This is a genomic window from Shewanella halotolerans, from assembly GCF_019457535.1.
In the GTDB taxonomy this organism is placed as follows: domain Bacteria; phylum Pseudomonadota; class Gammaproteobacteria; order Enterobacterales; family Shewanellaceae; genus Shewanella; species Shewanella halotolerans.
This window is the reverse complement of the sequence record NZ_CP080417.1, coordinates 1,221,577-1,242,778: the sequence shown is the minus strand read 5'-3', so window position 1 is coordinate 1,242,778 and position 21,202 is coordinate 1,221,577. Positions and strand designations below refer to the sequence as shown.

At 52.5% G+C, this 21,202-nt stretch carries 17 protein-coding genes and 2 tRNA genes; 1 reads left to right on the top strand and 18 read right to left on the bottom strand.

All coding sequences use genetic code 11. The features are described from left to right. Positions 1–53: 53 nt before the first annotated feature. The 11 genes from infB to rlmE all read right to left on the bottom strand — a co-directional run bounded on the left by infB (position 54) and on the right by rlmE (position 11,561). Entirely contained in the window at positions 54–2,711 is a 2,658-nt protein-coding gene (gene infB / locus K0H81_RS05500) for a translation initiation factor IF-2 (protein ID WP_220060169.1), read from the bottom strand. Positions 2,712–2,737: 26 nt separating this feature from the next. Beyond that, on the bottom strand, positions 2,738–4,237 hold the full coding sequence (gene nusA / locus K0H81_RS05495; protein ID WP_011866625.1) for a transcription termination factor NusA: 1,500 nt from the start codon (positions 4,235–4,237) through the stop codon (positions 2,738–2,740). Positions 4,238–4,264: 27 nt separating this feature from the next. Continuing rightward, entirely contained in the window at positions 4,265–4,720 is a 456-nt protein-coding gene (gene rimP / locus K0H81_RS05490; RefSeq protein WP_041407366.1) for a ribosome maturation factor RimP, read from the bottom strand. Between the two features lie 159 nt (positions 4,721–4,879). Next, positions 4,880–4,956 (bottom strand) — tRNA-Met (locus K0H81_RS05485). A gap of 103 nt (positions 4,957–5,059) precedes the next feature. Then, positions 5,060–5,145, bottom strand: a tRNA-Leu gene (locus K0H81_RS05480). Between the two features lie 122 nt (positions 5,146–5,267). Next, entirely contained in the window at positions 5,268–5,612 is a 345-nt protein-coding gene (secG, locus tag K0H81_RS05475) for a preprotein translocase subunit SecG (RefSeq protein ID WP_011866627.1), read from the bottom strand. A gap of 1 nt (position 5,613) precedes the next feature. After that, positions 5,614–6,396, bottom strand: coding sequence for a triose-phosphate isomerase (tpiA, locus tag K0H81_RS05470; protein WP_011866628.1), 783 nt, complete (start codon positions 6,394–6,396; stop codon positions 5,614–5,616). Positions 6,397–6,564: 168 nt separating this feature from the next. Then, positions 6,565–7,896: a phosphoglucosamine mutase gene (gene glmM, locus K0H81_RS05465; protein ID WP_220060168.1), complete on the bottom strand. Its 1,332-nt coding sequence runs from the start codon at positions 7,894–7,896 to the stop codon at positions 6,565–6,567. Between the two features lie 80 nt (positions 7,897–7,976). Then, entirely contained in the window at positions 7,977–8,762 is a 786-nt protein-coding gene (gene folP, locus K0H81_RS05460) for a dihydropteroate synthase (RefSeq protein ID WP_220060789.1), read from the bottom strand. A 156-nt stretch (positions 8,763–8,918) separates the two neighbouring features. Then, the gene (ftsH, locus tag K0H81_RS05455) at positions 8,919–10,886 is read right to left on the bottom strand and encodes an ATP-dependent zinc metalloprotease FtsH (RefSeq protein ID WP_220060167.1); all 1,968 of its coding nucleotides are present in this window, start codon (positions 10,884–10,886) and stop codon (positions 8,919–8,921) included. A 45-nt stretch (positions 10,887–10,931) separates the two neighbouring features. Then, positions 10,932–11,561: a 23S rRNA (uridine(2552)-2'-O)-methyltransferase RlmE gene (gene rlmE / locus K0H81_RS05450; protein ID WP_011866632.1), complete on the bottom strand. Its 630-nt coding sequence runs from the start codon at positions 11,559–11,561 to the stop codon at positions 10,932–10,934. 91 nt (positions 11,562–11,652) lie between these two features. Between rlmE and yhbY the strand changes: the two genes are divergently transcribed. Continuing rightward, the gene (yhbY, locus tag K0H81_RS05445; protein WP_033537396.1) at positions 11,653–11,952 is read left to right on the top strand and encodes a ribosome assembly RNA-binding protein YhbY; all 300 of its coding nucleotides are present in this window, start codon (positions 11,653–11,655) and stop codon (positions 11,950–11,952) included. 76 nt (positions 11,953–12,028) lie between these two features. Here the strand turns inward: yhbY and greA are convergent, their stop codons facing one another. From greA to dnaJ, 7 genes are all read right to left on the bottom strand, one after another. Then, the gene (gene greA, locus K0H81_RS05440) at positions 12,029–12,505 is read right to left on the bottom strand and encodes a transcription elongation factor GreA (protein ID WP_144203816.1); all 477 of its coding nucleotides are present in this window, start codon (positions 12,503–12,505) and stop codon (positions 12,029–12,031) included. A gap of 296 nt (positions 12,506–12,801) precedes the next feature. Continuing rightward, a complete protein-coding gene (gene carB / locus K0H81_RS05435) occupies positions 12,802–16,023 on the bottom strand; it encodes a carbamoyl-phosphate synthase large subunit (protein ID WP_144203817.1) in 3,222 nt (1,073 codons plus the stop codon). Positions 16,024–16,043: 20 nt separating this feature from the next. Then, positions 16,044–17,216 (bottom strand): glutamine-hydrolyzing carbamoyl-phosphate synthase small subunit, encoded by a 1,173-nt coding sequence (gene carA / locus K0H81_RS05430; protein ID WP_144203818.1) that lies wholly within the window; start codon positions 17,214–17,216, stop codon positions 16,044–16,046. A gap of 160 nt (positions 17,217–17,376) precedes the next feature. After that, entirely contained in the window at positions 17,377–18,192 is an 816-nt protein-coding gene (dapB, locus tag K0H81_RS05425) for a 4-hydroxy-tetrahydrodipicolinate reductase (protein ID WP_011866637.1), read from the bottom strand. 96 nt (positions 18,193–18,288) lie between these two features. Continuing rightward, the gene (gene bamJ / locus K0H81_RS05420; RefSeq protein WP_144203819.1) at positions 18,289–18,906 is read right to left on the bottom strand and encodes a BamJ family beta-barrel-assembly machinery protein; all 618 of its coding nucleotides are present in this window, start codon (positions 18,904–18,906) and stop codon (positions 18,289–18,291) included. An 80-nt stretch (positions 18,907–18,986) separates the two neighbouring features. Next, positions 18,987–19,775, bottom strand: coding sequence for a M48 family metallopeptidase (locus K0H81_RS05415; RefSeq protein WP_220060166.1), 789 nt, complete (start codon positions 19,773–19,775; stop codon positions 18,987–18,989). A 276-nt stretch (positions 19,776–20,051) separates the two neighbouring features. Further along, entirely contained in the window at positions 20,052–21,182 is a 1,131-nt protein-coding gene (dnaJ, locus tag K0H81_RS05410) for a molecular chaperone DnaJ (RefSeq protein WP_033537389.1), read from the bottom strand. Between the last annotated feature and the right edge of the window lie 20 nt (positions 21,183–21,202).

Genomic DNA, 21,202 nt, shown 5'->3' with positions numbered 1-21,202 from the left:
TCTCAAACGTTTTTCATACGCTATTTCTGCTCACATACTTACTGTGATTGGTATTATAAGGTTCGAGCGATTTCGACCGTTTCGAAGACCTCAATCTGATCGCCAACTTTGACGTCATTATAGTTCTTCACGCCGATACCACACTCCATACCGTTACGAACTTCGTTAACGTCATCCTTAAAGCGACGCAGTGATTCAAGCTCACCTTCGAAGATCACCACGTTGTCACGTAGTACACGGATTGGCGCGCTGCGCTTGATGGTACCTTCGGTAACCATACAACCTGCGATAGCACCAATCTTAGGCGACTTGAACACGTCACGCACTTCGGCAAGACCAATGATCTCTTGCTTGAACTCAGGTGCCAACATGCCACCCATCGCCGCCTTAACTTCATCGATAAGATGATAGATAACGCTGTAGTAACGCAGGTCAACGCTCTCGCTTTCAATCGTCTTACGCGCCTGTGCATCGGCACGAACGTTGAAACCAACCATGATAGCGTTTGACGCAGCCGCCAGAGTCGCATCTGTCTCGGTCAATCCACCTACACCGCTGGCGATGATGTTAACCTTCACCTCGTCGGTAGACAGCTTGTTGAGTGAGTCAGAAATCGCTTCCAGCGAGCCTTGTACGTCGGCCTTAAGGACGATGTTCAGCTCTTGGACTTCGCCTTCTGTCATGTTAGCGAACATGTTCTCAAGCTTAGACTTCTGCTGACGGGCCAGCTTAACGTCACGGAACTTACCTTGACGGTAGAGTGCCACTTCACGTGCCTTACGCTCGTCACGAACAACGGTCGCTTCGTCACCGGCAGATGGCACACCAGAAAGACCTAAGATCTCAACGGGAATCGATGGACCGGCTTCGGTGATCGACTTACCGTTCTCATCCTTCATCGCACGGACTTTACCGTACTCAAGACCACAAAGAACGATATCGCCCTGCTTCAGGGTACCTTCTTGGACCAGGATGGTCGCTACTGGGCCGCGGCCCTTATCTAGCTTAGACTCAACAACCACACCCGCAGCCATGCCTTCGCGTACCGCTTTCAGTTCTAGTACTTCGGCTTCAAGCAAGATGCCTTCCAGCAACTCGTCGATACCTTCACCAGATTTGGCAGATACGTGAACGAACATGTTGTTTCCACCCCAATCTTCTGACATCACGCCATGTTGAGACAGTTCAGACTTAACGCGATCAGGATCCGCTTCTGGCTTATCAATCTTGTTCACCGCAACGATAAGCGGTACACCGCCCGCCTTAGCGTGCTGAATCGCTTCGATGGTCTGTGGCATCACGCCGTCATCGGCTGCAACAACCAATACCACGATATCGGTCGCCTTGGCACCACGTGCACGCATCGCGGTAAACGCGGCGTGACCTGGGGTATCTAAGAAGGTGATCATGCCGTTGTCGGTTTCTACGTGGTATGCACCGATGTGCTGGGTAATACCACCCGCCTCACCAGAAGCCACCTTAGCGCGACGAATATAGTCGAGTAACGATGTCTTACCATGGTCAACGTGACCCATGATGGTCACAACCGGTGCACGAGGCTCAACCTTAACGTTGCCGTCACGATCGGCGAGTACTTGATGCTCAAGCTCGTTTTCGCGAGTCAGAACCACCTTGTGGCCCATCTCTTCGGCTACCAGCTGCGCAGTTTCCTGATCCAGCACCTGGTTGATGGTCACCATAGAGCCCATCTTCATCATCTGCTTGATGATCTCGGTCGCCTTAACCGCCATCTTCTGTGCCAGCTCGGCAACCGTTACGGTTTCGCCGATAGTCACGTCACGGGTAACGGCCGCAGCAGGCTTGTTAAAGCCATGGTCCATCGACTCTGGCGCATTGCGCTGATTACGGTTGTTACGACCACCACGGGCTTCTTTACCGCCACGCTTCTTGCCGATAGGCTCTTTCTTGCCACCGGCAGGCTTACGCGCACGGCGACCACGTCGCTCGGCATCTCTGTCCGCCGAATCTTCGGCGGCGCGCGCTTCAGTCGATGTGGTCACATGGTGATCGGCGCTGTTTTCAGATTCTTTACGCAGACGCTCTTCTTCTGCCCAACGCTTCTCGTTCTCTTCGGCAAGACGACGTGCTTCTTCGGCTGCAGCCTTAGCTTCTTCATCCGCCTTAGCCTTAGCGGCAGCTTCTTTAGCCGCTAACAGGCGAGCTTCTTCCACCTTGGCGGCTTTCTCTTCTGCTGTTTCTTCAACAGCAGGCTTACCTTCGGCAGCCTTCTTCGCCTTAGCTTCTGCCTCGGCCTTAGCCTTAGCTTTTGCTGCGGCTTCTGCTTCAGCTTTCGCCTTGGCTTCCGCGTCAGCCTTTGCCTTAGCTTCTGCTTCGGCAGCTGCCTTGGCTTCAGCTTCTGCCTTGGCCTTAGCTTCCGCCTCGGCTTCTGCCGCCGGGTCGCGCTTGACGAAGGTACGCTTCTTACGCACTTCTACCTTGATATCTTTAGACTGACCACCACTACCCGACACGCTCAGTGTCGAAATGGATTTACGTTGCAGTGTCATCTTGGTTGGCGCTGAATCGCCGCCGTGTTGCTTCTTAAGAAACTCAAGCAACTTCTGCTTTTCTTCTTCAGAAACAGTATCTGTTTTACTCTTCTTAATTCCTGCCTCAGAAAACTGCTCAACTAATCGATCAGCACTCTTCCCTACTTCCTCGGCCAGTTTTGCTACTGTGGTATCTGCCATCTGTAAAATCCCCTCTGTTGATCGACTTAAGCTTCTTCGCCAAACCAACAGATATTGCGGGCCGCCATAATGAGCTCACCAGCCTTTTCTTCTGTTAATTCTTCAATCTCGATCAAATCATCAATGCCTTGTTCGGCTAAATCTTCAAGCGTAATCACGCCTTTACTTGCCAACACATACGCCAAGTGACGCTCTAAACCTTCTAGGGCAAGTAAATCTTCGCTTGGCTCAGCACCGTCAAGTGCTTCCTCGGATGCCAAAGCCCGTGTAGAGATCGCAGCCTTAGCGCGTTCTCTGAGTGCCTCAACGATCTCCTCGTCGAAACCGTCGATTTCAAGCAACTCTGACTCAGGTACGTAGGCAACTTCTTCAAGTGAGGTAAAACCTTCATCTGCCAGTACTTGAGCAAAATCTTCATCGACATCCAGTGCAGAGACGAACAGGTTAACAATCTTGGCGCTTTCCGCCTGATGCTTAGCCTGCATATCTTCCACTGTCATCACGTTTAGTTCCCAGCCCGATAACTGAGTCGCCAAACGTACGTTTTGACCGTTACGGCCAATAGCTTGCGCCAACGAGTCGGCTTCAACGGCGATATCCATAGAATGGTTATCTTCGTCGACTATGATAGAAGCCACATCGGCCGGCGCCATCGCATTGATCACAAATTGCGCTGGGTTATCATCCCAAAGCACGATATCAACGCGCTCGCCGCCTAACTCATTAGACACGGCCTGAACACGCGCGCCGCGCATGCCCACACAAGCACCGATAGGATCGATGCGACGATCATTAGACTTGACCGCAATCTTAGCGCGAGAACCTGGGTCACGAGCGGCGCCCATGATCTCAATCATCTCGTCGGCAATTTCCGGTACTTCTACGCGGAACAGCTCGATCAGCATGTCTGGCTTGGTACGGGTCAGGAACAGCTGTGCACCACGCGCCTCTGGACGCACGGCGTAGAGCAGCGCACGAACACGGTCGCCAGGACGGAAGCTCTCACGTGAGATAAGATCTTCTTTGAACAGCACGGCGTCGGCGTTGTTACCCAGATCCACAACGACGCTCTCGCGGTTGCTCTTCTTCACCACACCCGTGATCAGCTCGCCTTCTTTTTCCAGGAACTGGTCGACGATCTGTGCACGCTCGGCTTCACGTACTTTCTGTACGATTACCTGCTTAGCGGTTTGAGTGGTGATACGGTCGAAGACGACTGACTCGATCTCATCTTCGATATACTCGCCCACTTGAATCTCTGGGTTTTCGTAACGGGCCGCTTCCAGGGTGATCTCGCGGAAAGGATTTTCCAGCGCCTGACCTTCATCCTCAACCACCATCCAACGACGGAAGGTTTCGTACTCGCCTGTCTTACGATCGATAGCGACACGAACTTCGATATCGCCTTCATATTTTTTCTTGGTAGCCGTCGCTAACGCAATCTCCAACGCTTCAAAAATCTTTTCGCGTGGCACGGCCTTCTCATTTGAAACCGCCTCAGCGACTAGCAGAATCTCTTTGTTCATTCTCTTGCCTCGTTCAGCTCGAATCCATCAAAACTTAGCGATTAAGTTGCCCTTGCGGATGTTATCCAGGGCAATAATCAGTTCGTTGCCATCTACGGTAAGGGTCAGCATCTGCCCCTCAACGCCCGCGACGGTCCCTTTTAAATTACGACTACCAGCGACAGGCATAGTCAGTTGTACCTTTACGGTTTCACCTAGGTATCGTGCATACTGCTCTGCAGTAAATAATGGTCTATCGACACCCGGTGAGGAAACTTCTAGTGTATATTCGGTCGAAATCGGGTCCTCGACATCGAGCACAGCACTGATCTGGCGACTGACATCGGCACAATCATCGATAAAGATGCCGTTTTCATTATCTATATATACACGCAGCACTGAATGCTTGCCTGCCTGTACATATTCCAATCCCCACAGACTATGGCCCAATGCTTCAACTGGTGCGATAAGCATCTGTTCCAGCTTACTTTCTAAAGTTGCCAAGGTTACCCCCCGAAAAACAAAAAAGGGCATAAAGCCCCAGTACGACATCATCAAATGACGATATTTCAAAAGTCCAGATAACAAAAAACCCCGTAATCACGAGGTCATATCATTCAGAACCTGTAACAGAAATGAAGCGCTGCTTCATCACTGGGAAGCTGGTTGCGGGGGCCGGATTTGAACCGACGACCTTCGGGTTATGAGCCCGACGAGCTACCAAACTGCTCCACCCCGCGTCAACTGCTGCAATTATATTGATTGTGAACAATATTTGCAATGATAAAGGCAGAAACCTCTGCCACTTTATCGATTCAGACCAAGCTAGGCTCAATCTAAATTTGGTGCGGATGGAGGGACTTGAACCCTCACGAGCTAGGCTCACCACCCCCTCAAGATGGCGTGTCTACCAATTCCACCACATCCGCATGTGATCGTTACTTCGACTGGTTAAGAATTTTTGTGAGTTTGAGGAGACTCATCTTTTCCAGTCACGCTACCTAAATCAACCTTGGGTCAAATCTAAGTCGCGCCTTGCTCTTTCGAGCGATTAGTCAGGGATCTTATCTTCTGACTTTTGTGCGTCTTTTGCTGCATCGGTAACTTGTTCAGTTACGGCCGCCGCATCGGCACCTAAATCTTTCCAAGATTCTTCTGTTTTAGCGTGGTTTGCGCTCAAGTTGCCAATCGTCAGACTCAGGGCAAAGAAGGCAATTGCCAGTATCGCTGTGGAACGGGTCAAAAAGTTACCCGAACCAGAAGAACCGAACAGAGTGGCTGATGCACCGGCGCCGAAAGAGGCCCCCATGTCAGCTCCCTTACCTTGCTGGATGAGGATCAAGCCAATCAGGCCCAACGCAACCAACAAGTAAATAACCATTAGAACTTCGTACATATTATGCGCTCATCGCTATCGAACATAAACTTAAAAACTCGGTAGAGTTTAAGCTAGCACCGCCTATCAGTCCACCATCTACATCAGGCTGAGCAAATAGATCTGCTGCATTACTCGGCGTTACGCTACCACCGTACAAAATCCTGATATTCTCTCCGATATACGGAGACACTTCAGAGAGACGCTTGCGAATAAACGCATGTACTTCCTGCGCCTGCTCTGGCGTAGCGCTCTTACCTGTCCCTACGGCCCAAAGTGGCTCATAGGCGATAATCGCATTATCAAAAGCCATGGTGCCATTCTTCTCGATGACCACATCCAGCTCTTCTGCAATCACCTCGAAGGTGCGTCTTGCTTCACGCGCTGGACCCGACTCACCTACACATAAGATAGGGGTCAAACCATGCTTCTGTGCGGCGGCAAATTTTTCCGCCACGATATCGCTTGTTTCGCCGTACATTCTACGACGCTCGGAGTGACCGATAATCACATAGCGACATCCAGAATCTTTCAGCATCTGCCCAGAGACTTCGCCTGTATAGGCACCGAAGTCATGCTGACTCAGGTTTTGGGCACCCATTCTAACCAAGCAGCCGTTTAAGGCTTCTTTGTTAGCATCGAGTTGCTGACGAACACTTTCAAGAAAAATACTTGGTGGACACAAGACCACTTCCGCAGAATCATTTTGAAGCTTGGTAGCAAACTTGGTAAACAACTCTTGCGCTAGTTGCGCAGTACCGTTCATTTTCCAGTTACCAGCGACCATTGGGCGTCTTAGTGCCATCACTGTCTCCTTCTGAAAGCGGGCTGAATAATAGCGAACCACTTGTTAAGTTACAATACCTAAATCTCGAATTTTTGCGATAAAGTGTCGAAGCGATTACTTTTTATCCTTGCGAGGGATGATTAGCACAGGATTTAACCCGGCAAGGCTAAATCCTGTACAAGGGCCTTAAACCAACGCCTTAATAGCCTCGGCAATATAGTTTGCGTGGGCTTTTACATCACTGGCTACATCGCCTTCGACCATGACACGAATCAGCGGCTCTGTGCCCGACTTACGCAGCAATACGCGGCCACGTTCACCAAGTTTGGCTTCCACTTCCGCCTGAGCACTCAATACGCTATCGGCCTCTAACGGGTTGTGAGTGCCTTCGAATCTGACATTCACCAGCACCTGCGGCAGCATCTTAATGCCTTCGGTCAGCTCCTCAAGGGTCGCCTGCTTACGACACATGGCCGCCAGCACCAAAATACCGGCGACGATACCATCCCCCGTGGTGCCATGATCCAGGTTCAGGATATGGCCAGAGTTCTCACCACCGATGCGCCAATCTTTCTCTTTGAGCAGCTCCATCACATAACGGTCACCCACCTTAGAGCGGGCAAAGGGAATATCACGGGCCTTGAGCGCAAGAGCCAGCCCCAGGTTAGACATCAGGGTACCGACCACGCCGCCTTTTAGCACGCCGCGGTCCTGAGCATCACAGGCCAGGATATAGAGGATCTCATCACCGTCGATCACCTTACCATGGCGATTCACCATCATGATGCGGTCACCATCGCCATCCAGTGCTATACCCAGATCCGCCTTCTCGGCGATCACTGTCTCGCGGATCTTACCCATAGAGGTAGCGCCCACCTCATGGTTGATGTTGATGCCATCTGGCTTGTCACCTATGGTGATCACCTCGGCGCCTAGCTCACGAAACACACTCGGCGCAATGTGGTAGGTTGCCCCGTGGGCACAGTCGACCACTATCTTTAGGCCGTTGAGGGTATGCTCGGCAGGGAAATTACCCTTACAGTATTCGATATAACGACCGGCGGCGTCTTCGATACGCGACACCTTACCCAGCAGGTGTGACTCGACACACTCCAGCGGCTTTTCCAGTTCTCGCTCGATCTCTAGCTCTACCTCGTCATCCAGTTTGCTACCGTCGGTAGAGAAGAACTTGATACCGTTATCATAGTAAGGATTGTGAGATGCGCTGATCACCACACCGGCTTCCGCTCTGAAGGTACGGGTCAGATAGGCCACAGCCGGTGTCGGCATAGGGCCCATCAACATCACATTCAAACCAGCGGCCGACAGGCCGGCTTCCATCGCAGACTCGAACAGATAGCCTGAAATACGCGTATCCTTACCTATGATCACCTTCTTAGTGCCGGCGCGGGATAATACACGCCCCGCCGCCCAGCCAAGTTTGAGCGCCAATTCCGGGGTCATCTTACCCGCGCCCACCTTGCCTCTGATACCATCGGTTCCGAAGAATTTTCTCACTTGTTATTACCTCTGCCCCATCCCAGGGTCTTTCCTATTTAATCCAGTTGACGCGGCCGCTCTTAGCGCCGCGCATCACTCTATAATGCCTGATAATTGGCGCAAGCCTGCATGACCTCGATCATATCCATGGTCGGTTTTACATCATGGACACGAATAATATGTGCCCCCTGCTGAATACTCAAGAGCGCGGCGCTCAGGCTGCCCGCCAGACGCTCGCTCGGCGGTACATTAAGCAGGTTGCCAATCATGCTCTTGCGAGACAGGCCGATAAGCAACGGCAGACCGAAAGCCTTAAGCTCGGCCTGACGGTTTAACAATTCATAGTTGTGTGACAGCGTCTTGCCAAAGCCATACCCTGGGTCCAGCAACAGATTGTCTCTAGCGATTCCGGCATCCAGACACGCCTCGATACGCTCCTCAAAGAAAGCACTGACATCCGTTATGATATCCTGATACACCGGCGCATCTTGCATGGTTCTGGGCTGTCCCTGCATATGCATCAAACAGACAGGCACATTCAGCTTGGCGGCCACGGCTAAGGCGCCAGGCTCCTGCAAGGCGCGAACATCGTTGATCAGATGGGCGCCGGCGGCAACCGCCTCACTCATCACCTCTGGCTTGCTGGTATCGACCGAGATCCACACATCATGATTGGCACTGACATATTCCACCAGGGGGAGCACCCTATCCAGCTCCTCTTGCACGCTGACTTCTGCCGCACCAGGGCGGGTCGACTCACCGCCGATATCTATGATGCTGGCGCCCTCACCGACTAGAGTGTCGGCATGACGACAAGCACGTTCTATGCTGGTAAAACGGCCACCGTCTGAAAATGAATCCGGAGTAACATTGAGGATCCCCATCACCCTAGGCTGAGAAAGATCCAGACGCTTATTACCACAAACGAGTTGAAACCCTTGCTGCAAAACAGGCTCCTTAATCTCTTACTGATTAACTGAAACAAGAAAACCCCTGACGGGGTTTTCTGACATTATGGGTTTTACCTATCGCAATAAAGCTTACTTAATCACAGGTGATTCATCACCTTCTTTCGGCTCGCTTGCCGGTTCAGCGGCAAGCGTTTCGCCAGGCTCTGGCGAAGTAACCGCTTCACCGTGGCCACCTTTACCCTTACCGTTAGAACCATTCTCATCCATGTTCCAATCGGCTGGCGGGCGCACTTCACGGCGAGCCATCAGATCGTCAATCTGTGTTGAATCTATGGTCTCGTACTTCATCAGGGCATCTTTCATCGCATGAAGGATATCCATGTTATCGGTCAAGAACTGATGCGCGCGTCCATAGTTGTTGTCAATCAGCTGCTTCACTTCGAGGTCGATAATCGATGCGGTCTCATCCGACATATGCTGCGCCTTAGCCATGCTACGACCGAGGAACACTTCGCCCTCATCTTCGGCATATAGCACGGGACCCAGCTTTTCAGAGAAGCCCCATTGAGTCACCATGTTACGCGCAATCGTAGTCGCATACTTGATGTCTTGAGAGGCACCGGTAGAGACACGCTCACTGCCGTAGATCAACTCCTCGGCAATACGTCCACCATAGGCCACAGAGATCTGACTCTCGAGCTTACGACGGCTCTGGCTGATGGCATCGGCCTCAGGCAGGAAGAAGGTCACACCCAGGGCTCGGCCGCGAGGAATGATGGTCACCTTATGCACAGGGTCGTGCTCAGGCACCAGACAGCCGACGATAGCGTGACCCGCTTCGTGATAGGCGGTCATCTCTTTCTCTTCTTCAGACATCACCATAGTGCGACGCTCGGCGCCCATCATGATCTTGTCTTTGGCGCTCTCAAACTCTTCCATGCCCACTACGCGGCGGTTACCACGGGCGGCAAACAGCGCAGCTTCGTTGACCAGGTTAGCCAGATCGGCACCAGAGAAGCCTGGCGTTCCGCGAGCAATCACGCTCGCCTTAACGTCATCGGCCAGAGGTACCTTACGCATATGTACCTTAAGGATCTGCTCACGACCACGTACGTCTGGCAGGCCAACCACCACTTGACGGTCGAAACGACCCGGACGCAGCAAGGCGGCATCCAATACGTCCGGACGGTTAGTCGCGGCGATAACGATAATACCTTCGTTACCCTCGAAGCCATCCATCTCAACCAGCATCTGGTTAAGGGTCTGCTCACGCTCATCGTGACCACCACCGACACCCGCGCCACGCTGGCGACCTACGGCATCGATCTCATCGATGAAGATGATACAAGGCGCAGACTTCTTCGCCTGCTCAAACATGTCACGGACACGAGAGGCACCGACACCGACAAACATTTCAACGAAGTCAGAACCGGAAATCGTGAAGAAAGGCACCTTGGCTTCACCGGCAATCGCCTTGGCAAGTAGGGTCTTACCCGTACCAGGAGGACCTACGAGGAGCACACCGGTAGGAATACGGCCACCCAGTTTCTGGAACTTAGTCGGCTCTTTAAGGTAATCGACCAGCTCTTTGACATCTTCCTTGGCTTCGTCGCAACCGGCGACGTCACCGAAGGTAGTCTTGATCTGATCTTCACTCATCAGCTTGGCTTTACTCTTACCGAAAGACATGGCGCCTTTTCCGCCACCGCCCTGCATCTGGCGCATGAAGAAGATCCATACCCCGATGAGCAACAGCATAGGGAACCAAGAGATGAAGATCTGTGTAAGGAAACCTGACTCTTCGGCTTCCTGACCTTTCATGGTCACACCCTTACGGTCAAGATCGTTGATCAGATCCTGATCATACATAGGCATGATAGTGGTAAATTTTTCCCCGGTTCTTTTGGTACCCTCGATGGTACGCTGGTCACTCTTCACCTCGACGGTGTTGATCTGGCCGGAGCGAACATCATCCAAGAAAGTTGAATAATCCATCTTCATGGAGTTCGATGAAGAGGGGGAGTAGCCCTGAAACACTGACATCAGCACGACGGCGATGACAACCCAGAGAATTAAATTTTTTGCCATATCACTCAAAATTACTAGACCTCATACAGTCTTGCGGTTACTGACGTTAGGTTACTACAACTTGTAACCTGTCGCCACAAGATAGACTTCACGCGAACGCGGTCGCGACGAGTCTGGCTTACGTGTTTTAACGGTGGTAAATGCCTCTCTCACCGCCTTCATATACTCATCAAAGCCCTCCCCCTGAAAGACTTTGACAGCAAAACTACCATTTGGTGCCAACACCTGATGACACATATCCAGTGCCAGCTCCACCAAATACATGGCGCGCGGCTGATCTACGCCGCCCGTACCACTCATATTAGGTGCCATATCCGACAATACAACATCGACTTTAGCATCGCCTACGCGCTCGAGTAAGGCGTTAAGCACCTTCTCTTCACGAAAATCGCCTTGCAGGAAATCGACACCGACAATTGGGTCCATAGGCAGAATATCGCAGGCGATAACCTTACCTGTCTCTCCCGCCAGCTTGACGGCGATCTGCGACCAGCCCCCTGGAGCAGCCCCGAGATCCACCACTGTCATGCCGGGGCGGATCAGCTTATCCTTTTGTTGTATCTCTTCTATTTTAAACGCAGCGCGCGAACGCAATCCCCGTTTCTGCGACAACTTAACATAATGATCATCGAAATGTTCCTGCATCCAACGGGTGGAACTGGCTGTTCGTTTTTTACCTGACATTTAAAATCCGCAACAAATATGAGTTACACAAAGGCTATATGAGGGTAGAATAGCGGTTTTTCAACAGTAACTCAGCATAAAGTTGGTAGAAATGAACTTAACAACCAAACAAAAACAGCATCTAAAAGGCTTAGCGCATAACCTCAAGCCTGTTGTGCAGCTTGGTGCCAATGGCCTGACTGAAGGTGTACTGGCTGAAATTGATAATGCACTCTCTCATCATGAATTAATCAAAGTGAAAGTTGCCTCTGGAGACAGAGAGCTAAAAAATGCAGTCGTTGACGCCATTGTACGCGAAACTCAAGCTGAAAAGGTTCAGCTTATCGGTCACGTATTGGTCCTATTCCGTCAATCTCCAGAGATGAAGATTGCCGTACCAAGAGCTAAATAACTCCTGGACTCATGCCCACAAAAAAGCCGCTATCGATAGCGGCTTTTTTGTGGGCATGAATCGAGCATAAATCAGTTTAGATATACTCTACCGCAGTGATCTCATAATCTGTCATACCACCCGGGGTCTGAATAGAGACTTCATCCCCTTCCGATTTACCCACCAGGCCGCGAGCGATCGGCGAGGTCACAGAAATAAGGTTCGCCTTAATATCGGCTTCATCTTCACCCACGATACGGTAGGTAAATTCCTCTTCGGTATCCAGATTCAAAATGGTTACCGTGGTGCCGAAAATCACCCGGCCTGTGTTTTCCATCTTGGTCACGTCGATGATCTGCGCGTGAGACAGCTTGCCTTCGATATCGCGCACGCGGGCCTCACACAACCCCTGCTCTTCGCGGGCAGCGTGGTATTCGGCGTTCTCTTTCAGATCGCCCAGTTCACGCGCAATCCCAATGGCCTCGGCAATTTTTGGACGCTTCTCAAACTTCAAAAAATCTAACTCTTCACGCAGTTGATTTGCACCAACAACTGTCATTGGAACCTTATTCATAGGAACACTCGTCTCCTCAAAACAAAAGCAGCCTAGTCAGCCTGACCACTTGGGCCACTGACCAGGAATAAAGAACGCTTGGAATCCATCTATTCTATACCCTGATGCATAGAGAAGCTATCGGATCCCCAAGAGTTTGTTAGCGCGCCCTCAGAACTGTGTGTTCCATGGCGCGCGCAAGGCAAGCAAGATGGTGCCATTAGCCCAGTATCGAGATTGCCTTGTTATATCTATTTCAACCAATTGAATGCCCATAAAAAAGGCCGCTTGCGCGGCCTTTTCGTAAGGGTTAACCCTTAGCCTTTAATGCGCTGGTGCAGCTCCTGCACTGAGGTAACATTGGTGCGACTGTCGGCAGAGTGCGCCATACAGGTCGCAAAAGCGGCGTTCAAGGTCGTGGTGTAGTTCACCTTGTAACGCAGCGCGCCACGACGTAGCTGACGTGAGTCTTCGATCGCCTGACGGCCTTCGGTAGTGTTCACGATATAGGTGTACTCATCGTTCTTGATACGGTCAAGAATGTGCGGACGACCTTCGTGTACCTTGTTCACCAGACGAGGATTGATACCCGCCTCGCCCAGCACGACTGCTGTGCCGTGGGTGGCATCGATCTCATAGCCCAGCTCAATCAGCTTGGCGGCCAAGTCGGCAACACGCTTCTTATCGCTGTTACGTACAGAGAGCAGCGCACGGCCCGACTTAGGCACCTCAGAGGTCGCACCCAGCTCAGCCTTGGCGTAAGCCTCGGCGAAGGTAGCACCCACGCCCATGACCTCACCAGTAGAGCGCATCTCAGGGCCAAGTAGCGGGTCAACACCCGGGAACTTGTTGAACGGCAGCACCACTTCTTTCACCGAGTAGAAAGGTGGGATCACCTCTTTGGTAAAGCCCTGCTCTTCCAGACTCTGACCGGCCATGACGCGCGCGGCTATCTTAGCAAGAGGAACACCCGTCGCCTTAGAGACGAATGGTACGGTACGGGCCGCACGCGGGTTAACCTCGATCATGTAGATGGTGTTGTCTTGTACCGCGAACTGCACGTTCATCAGACCCACAACGCCGAGTTCCATCGCCAGTTTACGCACCTGTTCGCGCATCTGATCCTGGATCTCCTGGCTCAGTGTGTATGGTGGCAGCGAACACCCCGAGTCACCCGAGTGAACACCCGCCTGCTCGATATGCTCCATGATGGCGCCAACCACTACGGTCGTGCCGTCACATACCGCATCGATATCCACCTCGGTGGCGTTGTCGAGGAAGCGGTCCAGCAATACTGGTGAGGCGTTAGAGACGCTAACCGCTTCGTTGAAGTAACGACGCAGGTCTTGCTCGTCGTAAACGATCTCCATCGCGCGGCCACCCAGTACGTAGGATGGACGTACCACTAGCGGGTACCCGATACGCTCGGCGGCGATCACTGCGCCCTCTACCGTAGTGACGGTATCGTTTTCCGGCTGCTTCATCTCCAGGCGTTGAATCGCCTGCTGGAAACGCTCACGGTCTTCGGCGCGGTCAATGGCATCCGGGCTGGTACCAATAATTGGCACACCGGCGGCTTCCAGGTCACGAGCCAGTTTCAGCGGTGTCTGACCACCGTACTGTACGATAACCCCTTTAGGCTGCTCGATGCGGACGATCTCCAGCACATCTTCCAGGGTCACAGATTCGAAATAGAGTCTGTCAGAGGTATCGTAGTCGGTAGAGACTGTCTCTGGGTTACAGTTGACCATGATGGTCTCGTAACCATCTTCACGCAGGGCAAGCGCCGCGTGCACACAGCAGTAATCGAATTCGATACCCTGGCCGATACGGTTAGGACCACCACCCAGCACCATAATCTTGTCGCGGTTAGATGGGTTAGCCTCACACTCTTCCTCATAGGTCGAGTACATGTAGGCGGTATCGGTTGAGAACTCGGCGGCGCAGGTATCAACGCGCTTGTACACTGGGTACACTTCGTAACGGTAACGCAGCTTACGCATCTCAGACTCGCTAACACCCATCAGGGCCGCCAGACGCGCATCGGAGAAACCTTTACGCTTGAGCTTGTAAAGGAAATCTTTGTCCATGCTAGCCATGCCAGCTTCTTTCACTTGGTTCTCAAGTGATAGCAGCTCTTCAATCTGCACCAGGAACCAAGGGTCGATATTGGTCAGCTTGAAGATGGCATCCATGCTCAGACCGGCGCGGAAAGCATCGGCGATATACCAGATACGCTCGGCGCCCGGCTCTTTCAGCTCGTGGCGAATGCGCGACAGGGCATCGTTATCTTCGACATCGACGATAGGATCCAGGCCATTAACGCCTACCTCGAGGCCGCGCAGTGCTTTTTGCAGCGACTCTTGGAAGGTACGACCGATCGCCATCACCTCACCCACAGACTTCATCTGAGTGGTCAGACGGTCATTTGCACCGGCAAATTTCTCGAAGTTGAAGCGTGGCACCTTGGTAACCACGTAGTCGATGGCAGGCTCAAACGAGGCTGGCGTTGCACCGCCAGTGATGTCGTTGCTCAGCTCATCCAGGGTGAAGCCCACCGCCAGCTTAGCGGCGATCTTGGCGATAGGGAAACCTGTCGCTTTCGATGCCAGGGCAGATGAACGCGATACACGCGGATTCATCTCGATGATCACCATACGGCCATCTTTCGGGTTGATGCCGAACTGAACGTTTGAACCACCGGTTTCTACGCCAATCTCACGCAGAACCGCCAGTGATGCGTTACGCATCAGCTGATATTCTTTGTCGGTCAGGGTCTGCGCCGGTGCGACTGTGATTGAGTCACCGGTGTGCACGCCCATAGGATCGAAGTTTTCGATAGAGCAGACGATGATACTGTTATCGTTGCGGTCACGAACCACTTCCATCTCATATTCTTTCCAACCGATGAGCGACTCATCGATCAGCAGTTCGTTGGTCGGTGACAGCTCGAGCCCCTGAGAACAGATCTCCTCGAACTCCTCCTTGTTGTAGGCGATACCACCACCCGAGCCACCCATGGTGAATGATGGACGGATAATACAAGGGAAACCAACCTGTTCGAGTACCTCGTAGGCATCTTCCATGCTGCGGGCGATACCGGCGCGAGGACACTCGAGACCAATCTTCTTCATCGCCGCATCGAAACGGCTACGGTCTTCGGCCTTGTCGATGGCATCGGCGGTCGCGCCGATCATGTCGACGTTAAATTCGGCCAGCACACCTTCTGCCTCGAGGCGCAGGGCACAGTTCAGTGCCGTCTGACCGCCCATGGTCGGTAGAATCGCATCGGGACGTTCCTTAGCGATGATGTTGCGCACCACTTCCCAGTGGATAGGCTCGATGTAAGTGGCATCGGCCATCTCTGGGTCTGTCATGATGGTCGCTGGATTAGAGTTCACCAGAATAACCCGGTAACCCTCTTCACGAAGCGCCTTACACGCCTGGGCACCCGAGTAGTCGAACTCACATGCCTGACCGATAACAATCGGGCCGGCCCCCAGGATGAGAATACTTTTTATGTCTGTACGTTTTGGCATTGCTGAAACTTTCTCCCGGACTACTTGGCGTTATGACGATATTCTTCGATCAACTCGATAAAGTGATCGAACAGCGGCGCGGCGTCGTGCGGACCCGGGCTTGCCTCAGGGTGGCCCTGGAAGCTGAACGCTGGCTTGTCGGTCAGGTGAATACCCTGCAACGAGCCATCAAACAGCGACTTATGGGTCACCTTAACGTTGGCCGGCAGGCTGGTCTCATCGGCAGCAAAACCATGGTTCTGGCTGGTGATCATCACGTTGCCCTTCTCCAGGTTGCTCACCGGGTGGTTGGCACCATGGTGACCAAACTTCATCTTCAGTGTCTTAGCGCCTGAGGCCAGTGCCAACAGCTGATGGCCAAGGCAGATACCAAAGAGTGGTATGTCAGTCTTGAGGAAAGCCTGAATCGCTTCGATGGCGTAGTCACATGGCTCTGGGTCGCCAGGGCCGTTTGACAGGAAGATGCCATCTGGATTCATCGCCAGCACTTCAGCAGCAGGGGTTTGCGCCGGTACTACGGTCACATCGCAGCCGCGGTCAACCAGCATACGCAGGATGTTGCGCTTAACGCCGTAGTCGTAGGCCACGACCTTGTATTTCAGTTCTGACTCAGGGGTGTCACTCGGCAGGCCGCCCACCAGACGCCAGCTACCGCTACGCCATTGGTATTGCTTCTGCGTGGTCACTTCTTTGGCCAAGTCCATGCCTTTCAAGCCAGGGAACGCCTTGGCAGCCGCCAGCGCCTTAGCTTCATCCATGTCACCCACTAAGATGGCACCCGCTTGTGCCCCTTTTTCCCTGAGGATACGTGTTAGTTTACGTGTGTCGATATCGGCAATGCCTACAACATTGTTGCTTTTTAGGTAATCGCTGAGGGATTGCTGATTTCTGAAGTTGCTCGCCAGTAGCGGTAGATCGCGGATGATCAGACCACATGCATGGACGGCTTCAGATTCGGTATCTTCACTATTGGTACCAGTGTTACCAATGTGCGGGTAGGTTAGAGTAACAATTTGACGAGAATAGGAAGGATCCGTGAGGATCTCTTGGTAACCCGTCATGGAAGTGTTAAATACCACTTCACCAACTGCGAGTCCATCAGCACCGATTGCAGTGCCAGAGAATACGGTTCCATCTTCGAGTACGAGTAAGGCAGACTTTGTCAACGCGACCTCCGAAAAGAGCCAAGCCATTGAATAATAAGGTTTTATTTTGCTTTTAAAATACCAACTTCCGCTTAAATACGAAATTTTGACAAATTCCGACAATTTTATAGGTAATTGTGAAGTTCGTCTATAGATAAGCGGTACTTTCTTTCAAAAAAAAACGCCAAATTGGCGTTTTTTTTAAATACTAATCCTTCAGGCCCAAGACCTGTTGCATGTCGTATAATCCGGGGCCCTGATCGCCCAGCCAAAATGCGGCGCGCATGGCACCGTTGGCAAAGGTCATACGACTCGAGGCTTTATGGGTGATCTCCAGACGTTCACCGATATCGGCAAACATGGCGGTGTGCTCACCCACCAAATCACCGGCGCGAATGGTAGAGAAGCCTATGGTCTCACGGCTACGCTCTTCGGTGATCCCCTCACGGCCATAGACGGCGCATTTTTCCAGGTCGCGCCCCAAGACTTCGGCGATCACCTCGCCCATCTTAAGTGCAGTGCCCGACGGCGCATCTTTCTTATGTCTGTGGTGACCCTCGATGATCTCGATATCTGTGTAGTCGCCCATCACCTCGGCGGCCAGCTCCAGCAAGCGCCACATCAGGTTGACCCCCACAGACATGTTAGGCGCCATCACGATAGGCGTGTTCTCGGCGTAGGCGGCAATCTGCTCTTTCTGGGCATGATTGAAACCTGTGGTGCCGATGACGATCGCCTTACCGTTACGAGAACACCAGTCGGTATGCACCACACTGGCCTCGGGCGAGGTAAAGTCGATCAGGATATCGAAATCGTCTACGGCATTGTCCAGCGAATCAGTGATGGCAACATTCATCGCGCCCACACCGGCGAGTTCGCCCGCATCGACACCTATCAATGTGGAACCCGCACGCTCAACCGCCGCACCTAAATAGATGTTGCTGCTGAGTTTTGCCGATTCAATAAGAGTTCGGCCCATGCGACCACTGCCACCGGTTATCGCCACTCTTACTTGCTCTGTCATCTAATTCTCCTAAACATTTGCTGCGGTTATTTGAGCACAAGGCTAACGCCAAATCATTTCAAAAAAAAGCCTAAGCAAACGCTTAGGCTATTTCGATTAGATAATGTCGAGCAATTCCACTTCGAACACGAGTGCCGAATAAGGAGGAATTGAGGCACCTGCGCCACGCTCGCCATAGGCCAGGTGATGCGGTACATACAACTTCCACTTAGAACCAACAGGCATAAGTTGTAGTGCCTCGGTCCAACCGGCGATCACGCCAGAGACTGGGAACTCGGCAGGCTGGTCGCGCAGTACTGAACTGTCGAATACGTCGCCGCTGATGAAAGTACCATGGTAGTGAGTACGCACAGTCGAATCATAGCTTGGCTTGTCGCCTGAACCTTCGGTGATGATCTCGTATTGCAGACCAGACTCCAGGGTCACAACGCCGTCACGCTTTTGGTTTTCAGCCAGGAAAGCTTCGCCTTCGGCCGATGCAGCCGCGGCAGCTTCTTCCTGAACCTTTTGAATACGCTGACTAATCTCAGTGAATGCAGTTTGAAGATCTTGCATAGAGACAGCACTCTCTTTTCCTTCAAACGCATCTGACAGACCAACCTGAACAGCTGAAATATCGATACCTTCGAATGAGTTAGCTGCGAGTTGCTCGCCTAATTGGCGGCCAACGCCGTAGCTGGCGTGCTGTTCAATTGTGGTGAACTTATCAGACATAATGATTGTACTCTCATTTATTCAATTAATTTCGCGGCGGATTTTATCACAGACTGTGATAAAAAACCCAAAAATTGACCCTAGTCACAGCGATTTTTTCCACTGGCGCTCGCGGCTCGATACAGCGGCGTCACCTCCGGCAGCATCTGCTGCAGATCGGCGATGCGGTGGTCATGGGACGGATGGGTCGACAGCAGCTCTGGGCCCTGACTGCCTCCCGCCTTGGCCATGTTTTGCCACAGGCTAATGCTCTGGCTGGGGTCAAACCCGGCTCTGGCCATCAGCTCGACGCCCATGACATCTGCTTCGCTCTCCTGGGCACGGCCATAAGGCAGGATAAAGCCATATTGAGCGCCCAGGCCCAGGGCCGACATGTAGAGGTCTTTGTTGCTCAAGCCGCTGACATCGATGGCGGCGCCGGCGATCTGCATGCCAACGCCTGTCATCTGCGCCCGTGACACCTGCTCGTTGCTGTGATTGGCCAGCACGTGGGCCACCTCATGGCCAATAACGGTCGCCAGCTGATCCTGACTCTTCGCCACCTTGAGCAATCCGGTATAGACGCCGATATGCCCTCCAGGCAAGGCGAAGGCGTTCACCTGATCCGATTCGAACACCACCACTTCCCAGTTGGGCTGACGGCCCGGCAATACCGAGGTGATGCGGTTGGCCACACAGGCCACATACTGATTGACCTGCTTATCCAGGCTCACCTTCTGCTGCTTCTTCATCTCGGCAAAAGATTCGGCCCCCATCTGATCCATCTGCTGGGCTGAAAACAGCAGGGTCTGTTTACGCCCTGTGGGCGATTGTGTGGTGGCGCAGCCGGCTAATAAAAGTATTACCAGCGCCGCAGTTAACTGTTTCATCTCTTATCCCTTCTCGTTATGAAACTTTATTCTTGGCTATTTAAAGATAGCTAATACCAATCACGGTAAGTAAGTGTTCAGAAATAGTGCAGGAAAAACGCTCGAGAACAAGGCGGAATTTTTCGATACGTAGTTCTTCTACAATCAAAAATAGTAACGCAGTTATCGGGCGTTTTAACAAACTAGTATGATCAATTATTTACTACGATTGGTATAAAACATCTAGCGATAAAAAAACCTCGCATTGCGAGGTTTTTAATTGTGTATCAGCAAGGCTTAGCTGTTCAAGTCCTGAAAGAACTTCTTCACGCCATCGAAGAAGCCTTCCGCCTTAGGGCTGTGCTTCTTTGACGAACCCGTCAGGGTGTTATCGAACTCACGTAGCAGCTCTTTCTGCTTGTCGCTCAAATTCACAGGCGTTTCCATCACCACCTTACATAGCAGGTCGCCGACCGCATGGCTGCGCACCGACTTAACCCCTTTGCCACGCAGACGGAACATACGACCCGTCTGGGTTTCCGATGGGATCTTCAGGTTGACCTTGCCATCGAGTGTCGGCACTTCGATCTCACCGCCCAATGCCGCCGTGCTAAATGAGATAGGCACCTCGCAATAGAGGTTGTTACCGTCACGTACGAAGATGGCATGCTCACGCACTGTGACCTGCACATAGAGATCCCCTGGAGGCGCGCCGAACTCGCCCGCTTCCCCTTCGCCCGACAGACGAATGCGATCGCCGGTATCCACGCCCGCAGGAATTTTCACCGACAGCGTCTTGCTCTTCTCTACGCGGCCTTCGCCATGACACTTACCGCAAGGATCTTTGATGATCTTACCGCGGCCATGACAGGTAGGACAGGCTTGCTGCACAGCGAAGAAACCTTGGCGCATCTGCACCTGGCCCTGACCGTGACAGGTACCACATGTGGTCGGTGAGCTGCCTTTCTTGGCGCCGCTACCATCACAAAGATCACAGGTGGCTAAGGTCGGAATACGCAGCTCTTTGGTCAGGCCACGTACAGCCTCTTCCAGTGACAGTTCCAGGTTGTAACGCAGATCTGAGCCGCGCGCCGCCTGACGCTGGCCACCACGGCGTCCACCACCGAAGATGTCACCAAATACGTCACCGAATACATCACCGAAGTCGGCGCCGCCGCCAAATCCTCCACCGCCGCGGTTAGGATCGACACCCGCATGACCAAACTGGTCATAGGCCGCCTTCTTATCGCTGTCGGTTAGAATTTCGTAGGCTTCTTTTACCTCTTTGAAGCTGGCTTCAGCCGCCTTGTCACCTGGGTTGCGGTCCGGGTGAAATTTCATGGCGAGGCGCTTATAGGCCTTCTTAATCTCACGCTCGCTGGCGTCGCGACCTACGCCCAATACTTCGTAATAATCTCGCTTTGACATAGTCTCATACTTTCTGCGCT

Bases quoted from the DNA above. Each gene is read 5' to 3' on its own strand.
- infB (WP_220060169.1), bottom strand. From the start codon at position 2,711: ATGGCAGATACCACAGTAGCAAAACTGGCCGAGGAAGTAGGGAAGAGT.
- nusA (WP_011866625.1), bottom strand. From the start codon at position 4,237: ATGAACAAAGAGATTCTGCTAGTCGCTGAGGCGGTTTCAAATGAGAAG.
- secG (WP_011866627.1), bottom strand. From the start codon at position 5,612: ATGTACGAAGTTCTAATGGTTATTTACTTGTTGGTTGCGTTGGGCCTG.
- tpiA (WP_011866628.1), bottom strand. From the start codon at position 6,396: ATGGCACTAAGACGCCCAATGGTCGCTGGTAACTGGAAAATGAACGGT.
- folP (WP_220060789.1), bottom strand. From the start codon at position 8,762: ATGGGGATCCTCAATGTTACTCCGGATTCATTTTCAGACGGTGGCCGT.
- rlmE (WP_011866632.1), bottom strand. From the start codon at position 11,561: ATGTCAGGTAAAAAACGAACAGCCAGTTCCACCCGTTGGATGCAGGAA.
- yhbY (WP_033537396.1), top strand. From the start codon at position 11,653: ATGAACTTAACAACCAAACAAAAACAGCATCTAAAAGGCTTAGCGCAT.
- greA (WP_144203816.1), bottom strand. From the start codon at position 12,505: ATGAATAAGGTTCCAATGACAGTTGTTGGTGCAAATCAACTGCGTGAA.
- carB (WP_144203817.1), bottom strand. From the start codon at position 16,023: ATGCCAAAACGTACAGACATAAAAAGTATTCTCATCCTGGGGGCCGGC.
- carA (WP_144203818.1), bottom strand. From the start codon at position 17,216: ATGGCTTGGCTCTTTTCGGAGGTCGCGTTGACAAAGTCTGCCTTACTC.
- dapB (WP_011866637.1), bottom strand. From the start codon at position 18,192: ATGACAGAGCAAGTAAGAGTGGCGATAACCGGTGGCAGTGGTCGCATG.
- bamJ (WP_144203819.1), bottom strand. From the start codon at position 18,906: ATGTCTGATAAGTTCACCACAATTGAACAGCACGCCAGCTACGGCGTT.
- K0H81_RS05415 (WP_220060166.1), bottom strand. From the start codon at position 19,775: ATGAAACAGTTAACTGCGGCGCTGGTAATACTTTTATTAGCCGGCTGC.
- dnaJ (WP_033537389.1), bottom strand. From the start codon at position 21,182: ATGTCAAAGCGAGATTATTACGAAGTATTGGGCGTAGGTCGCGACGCC.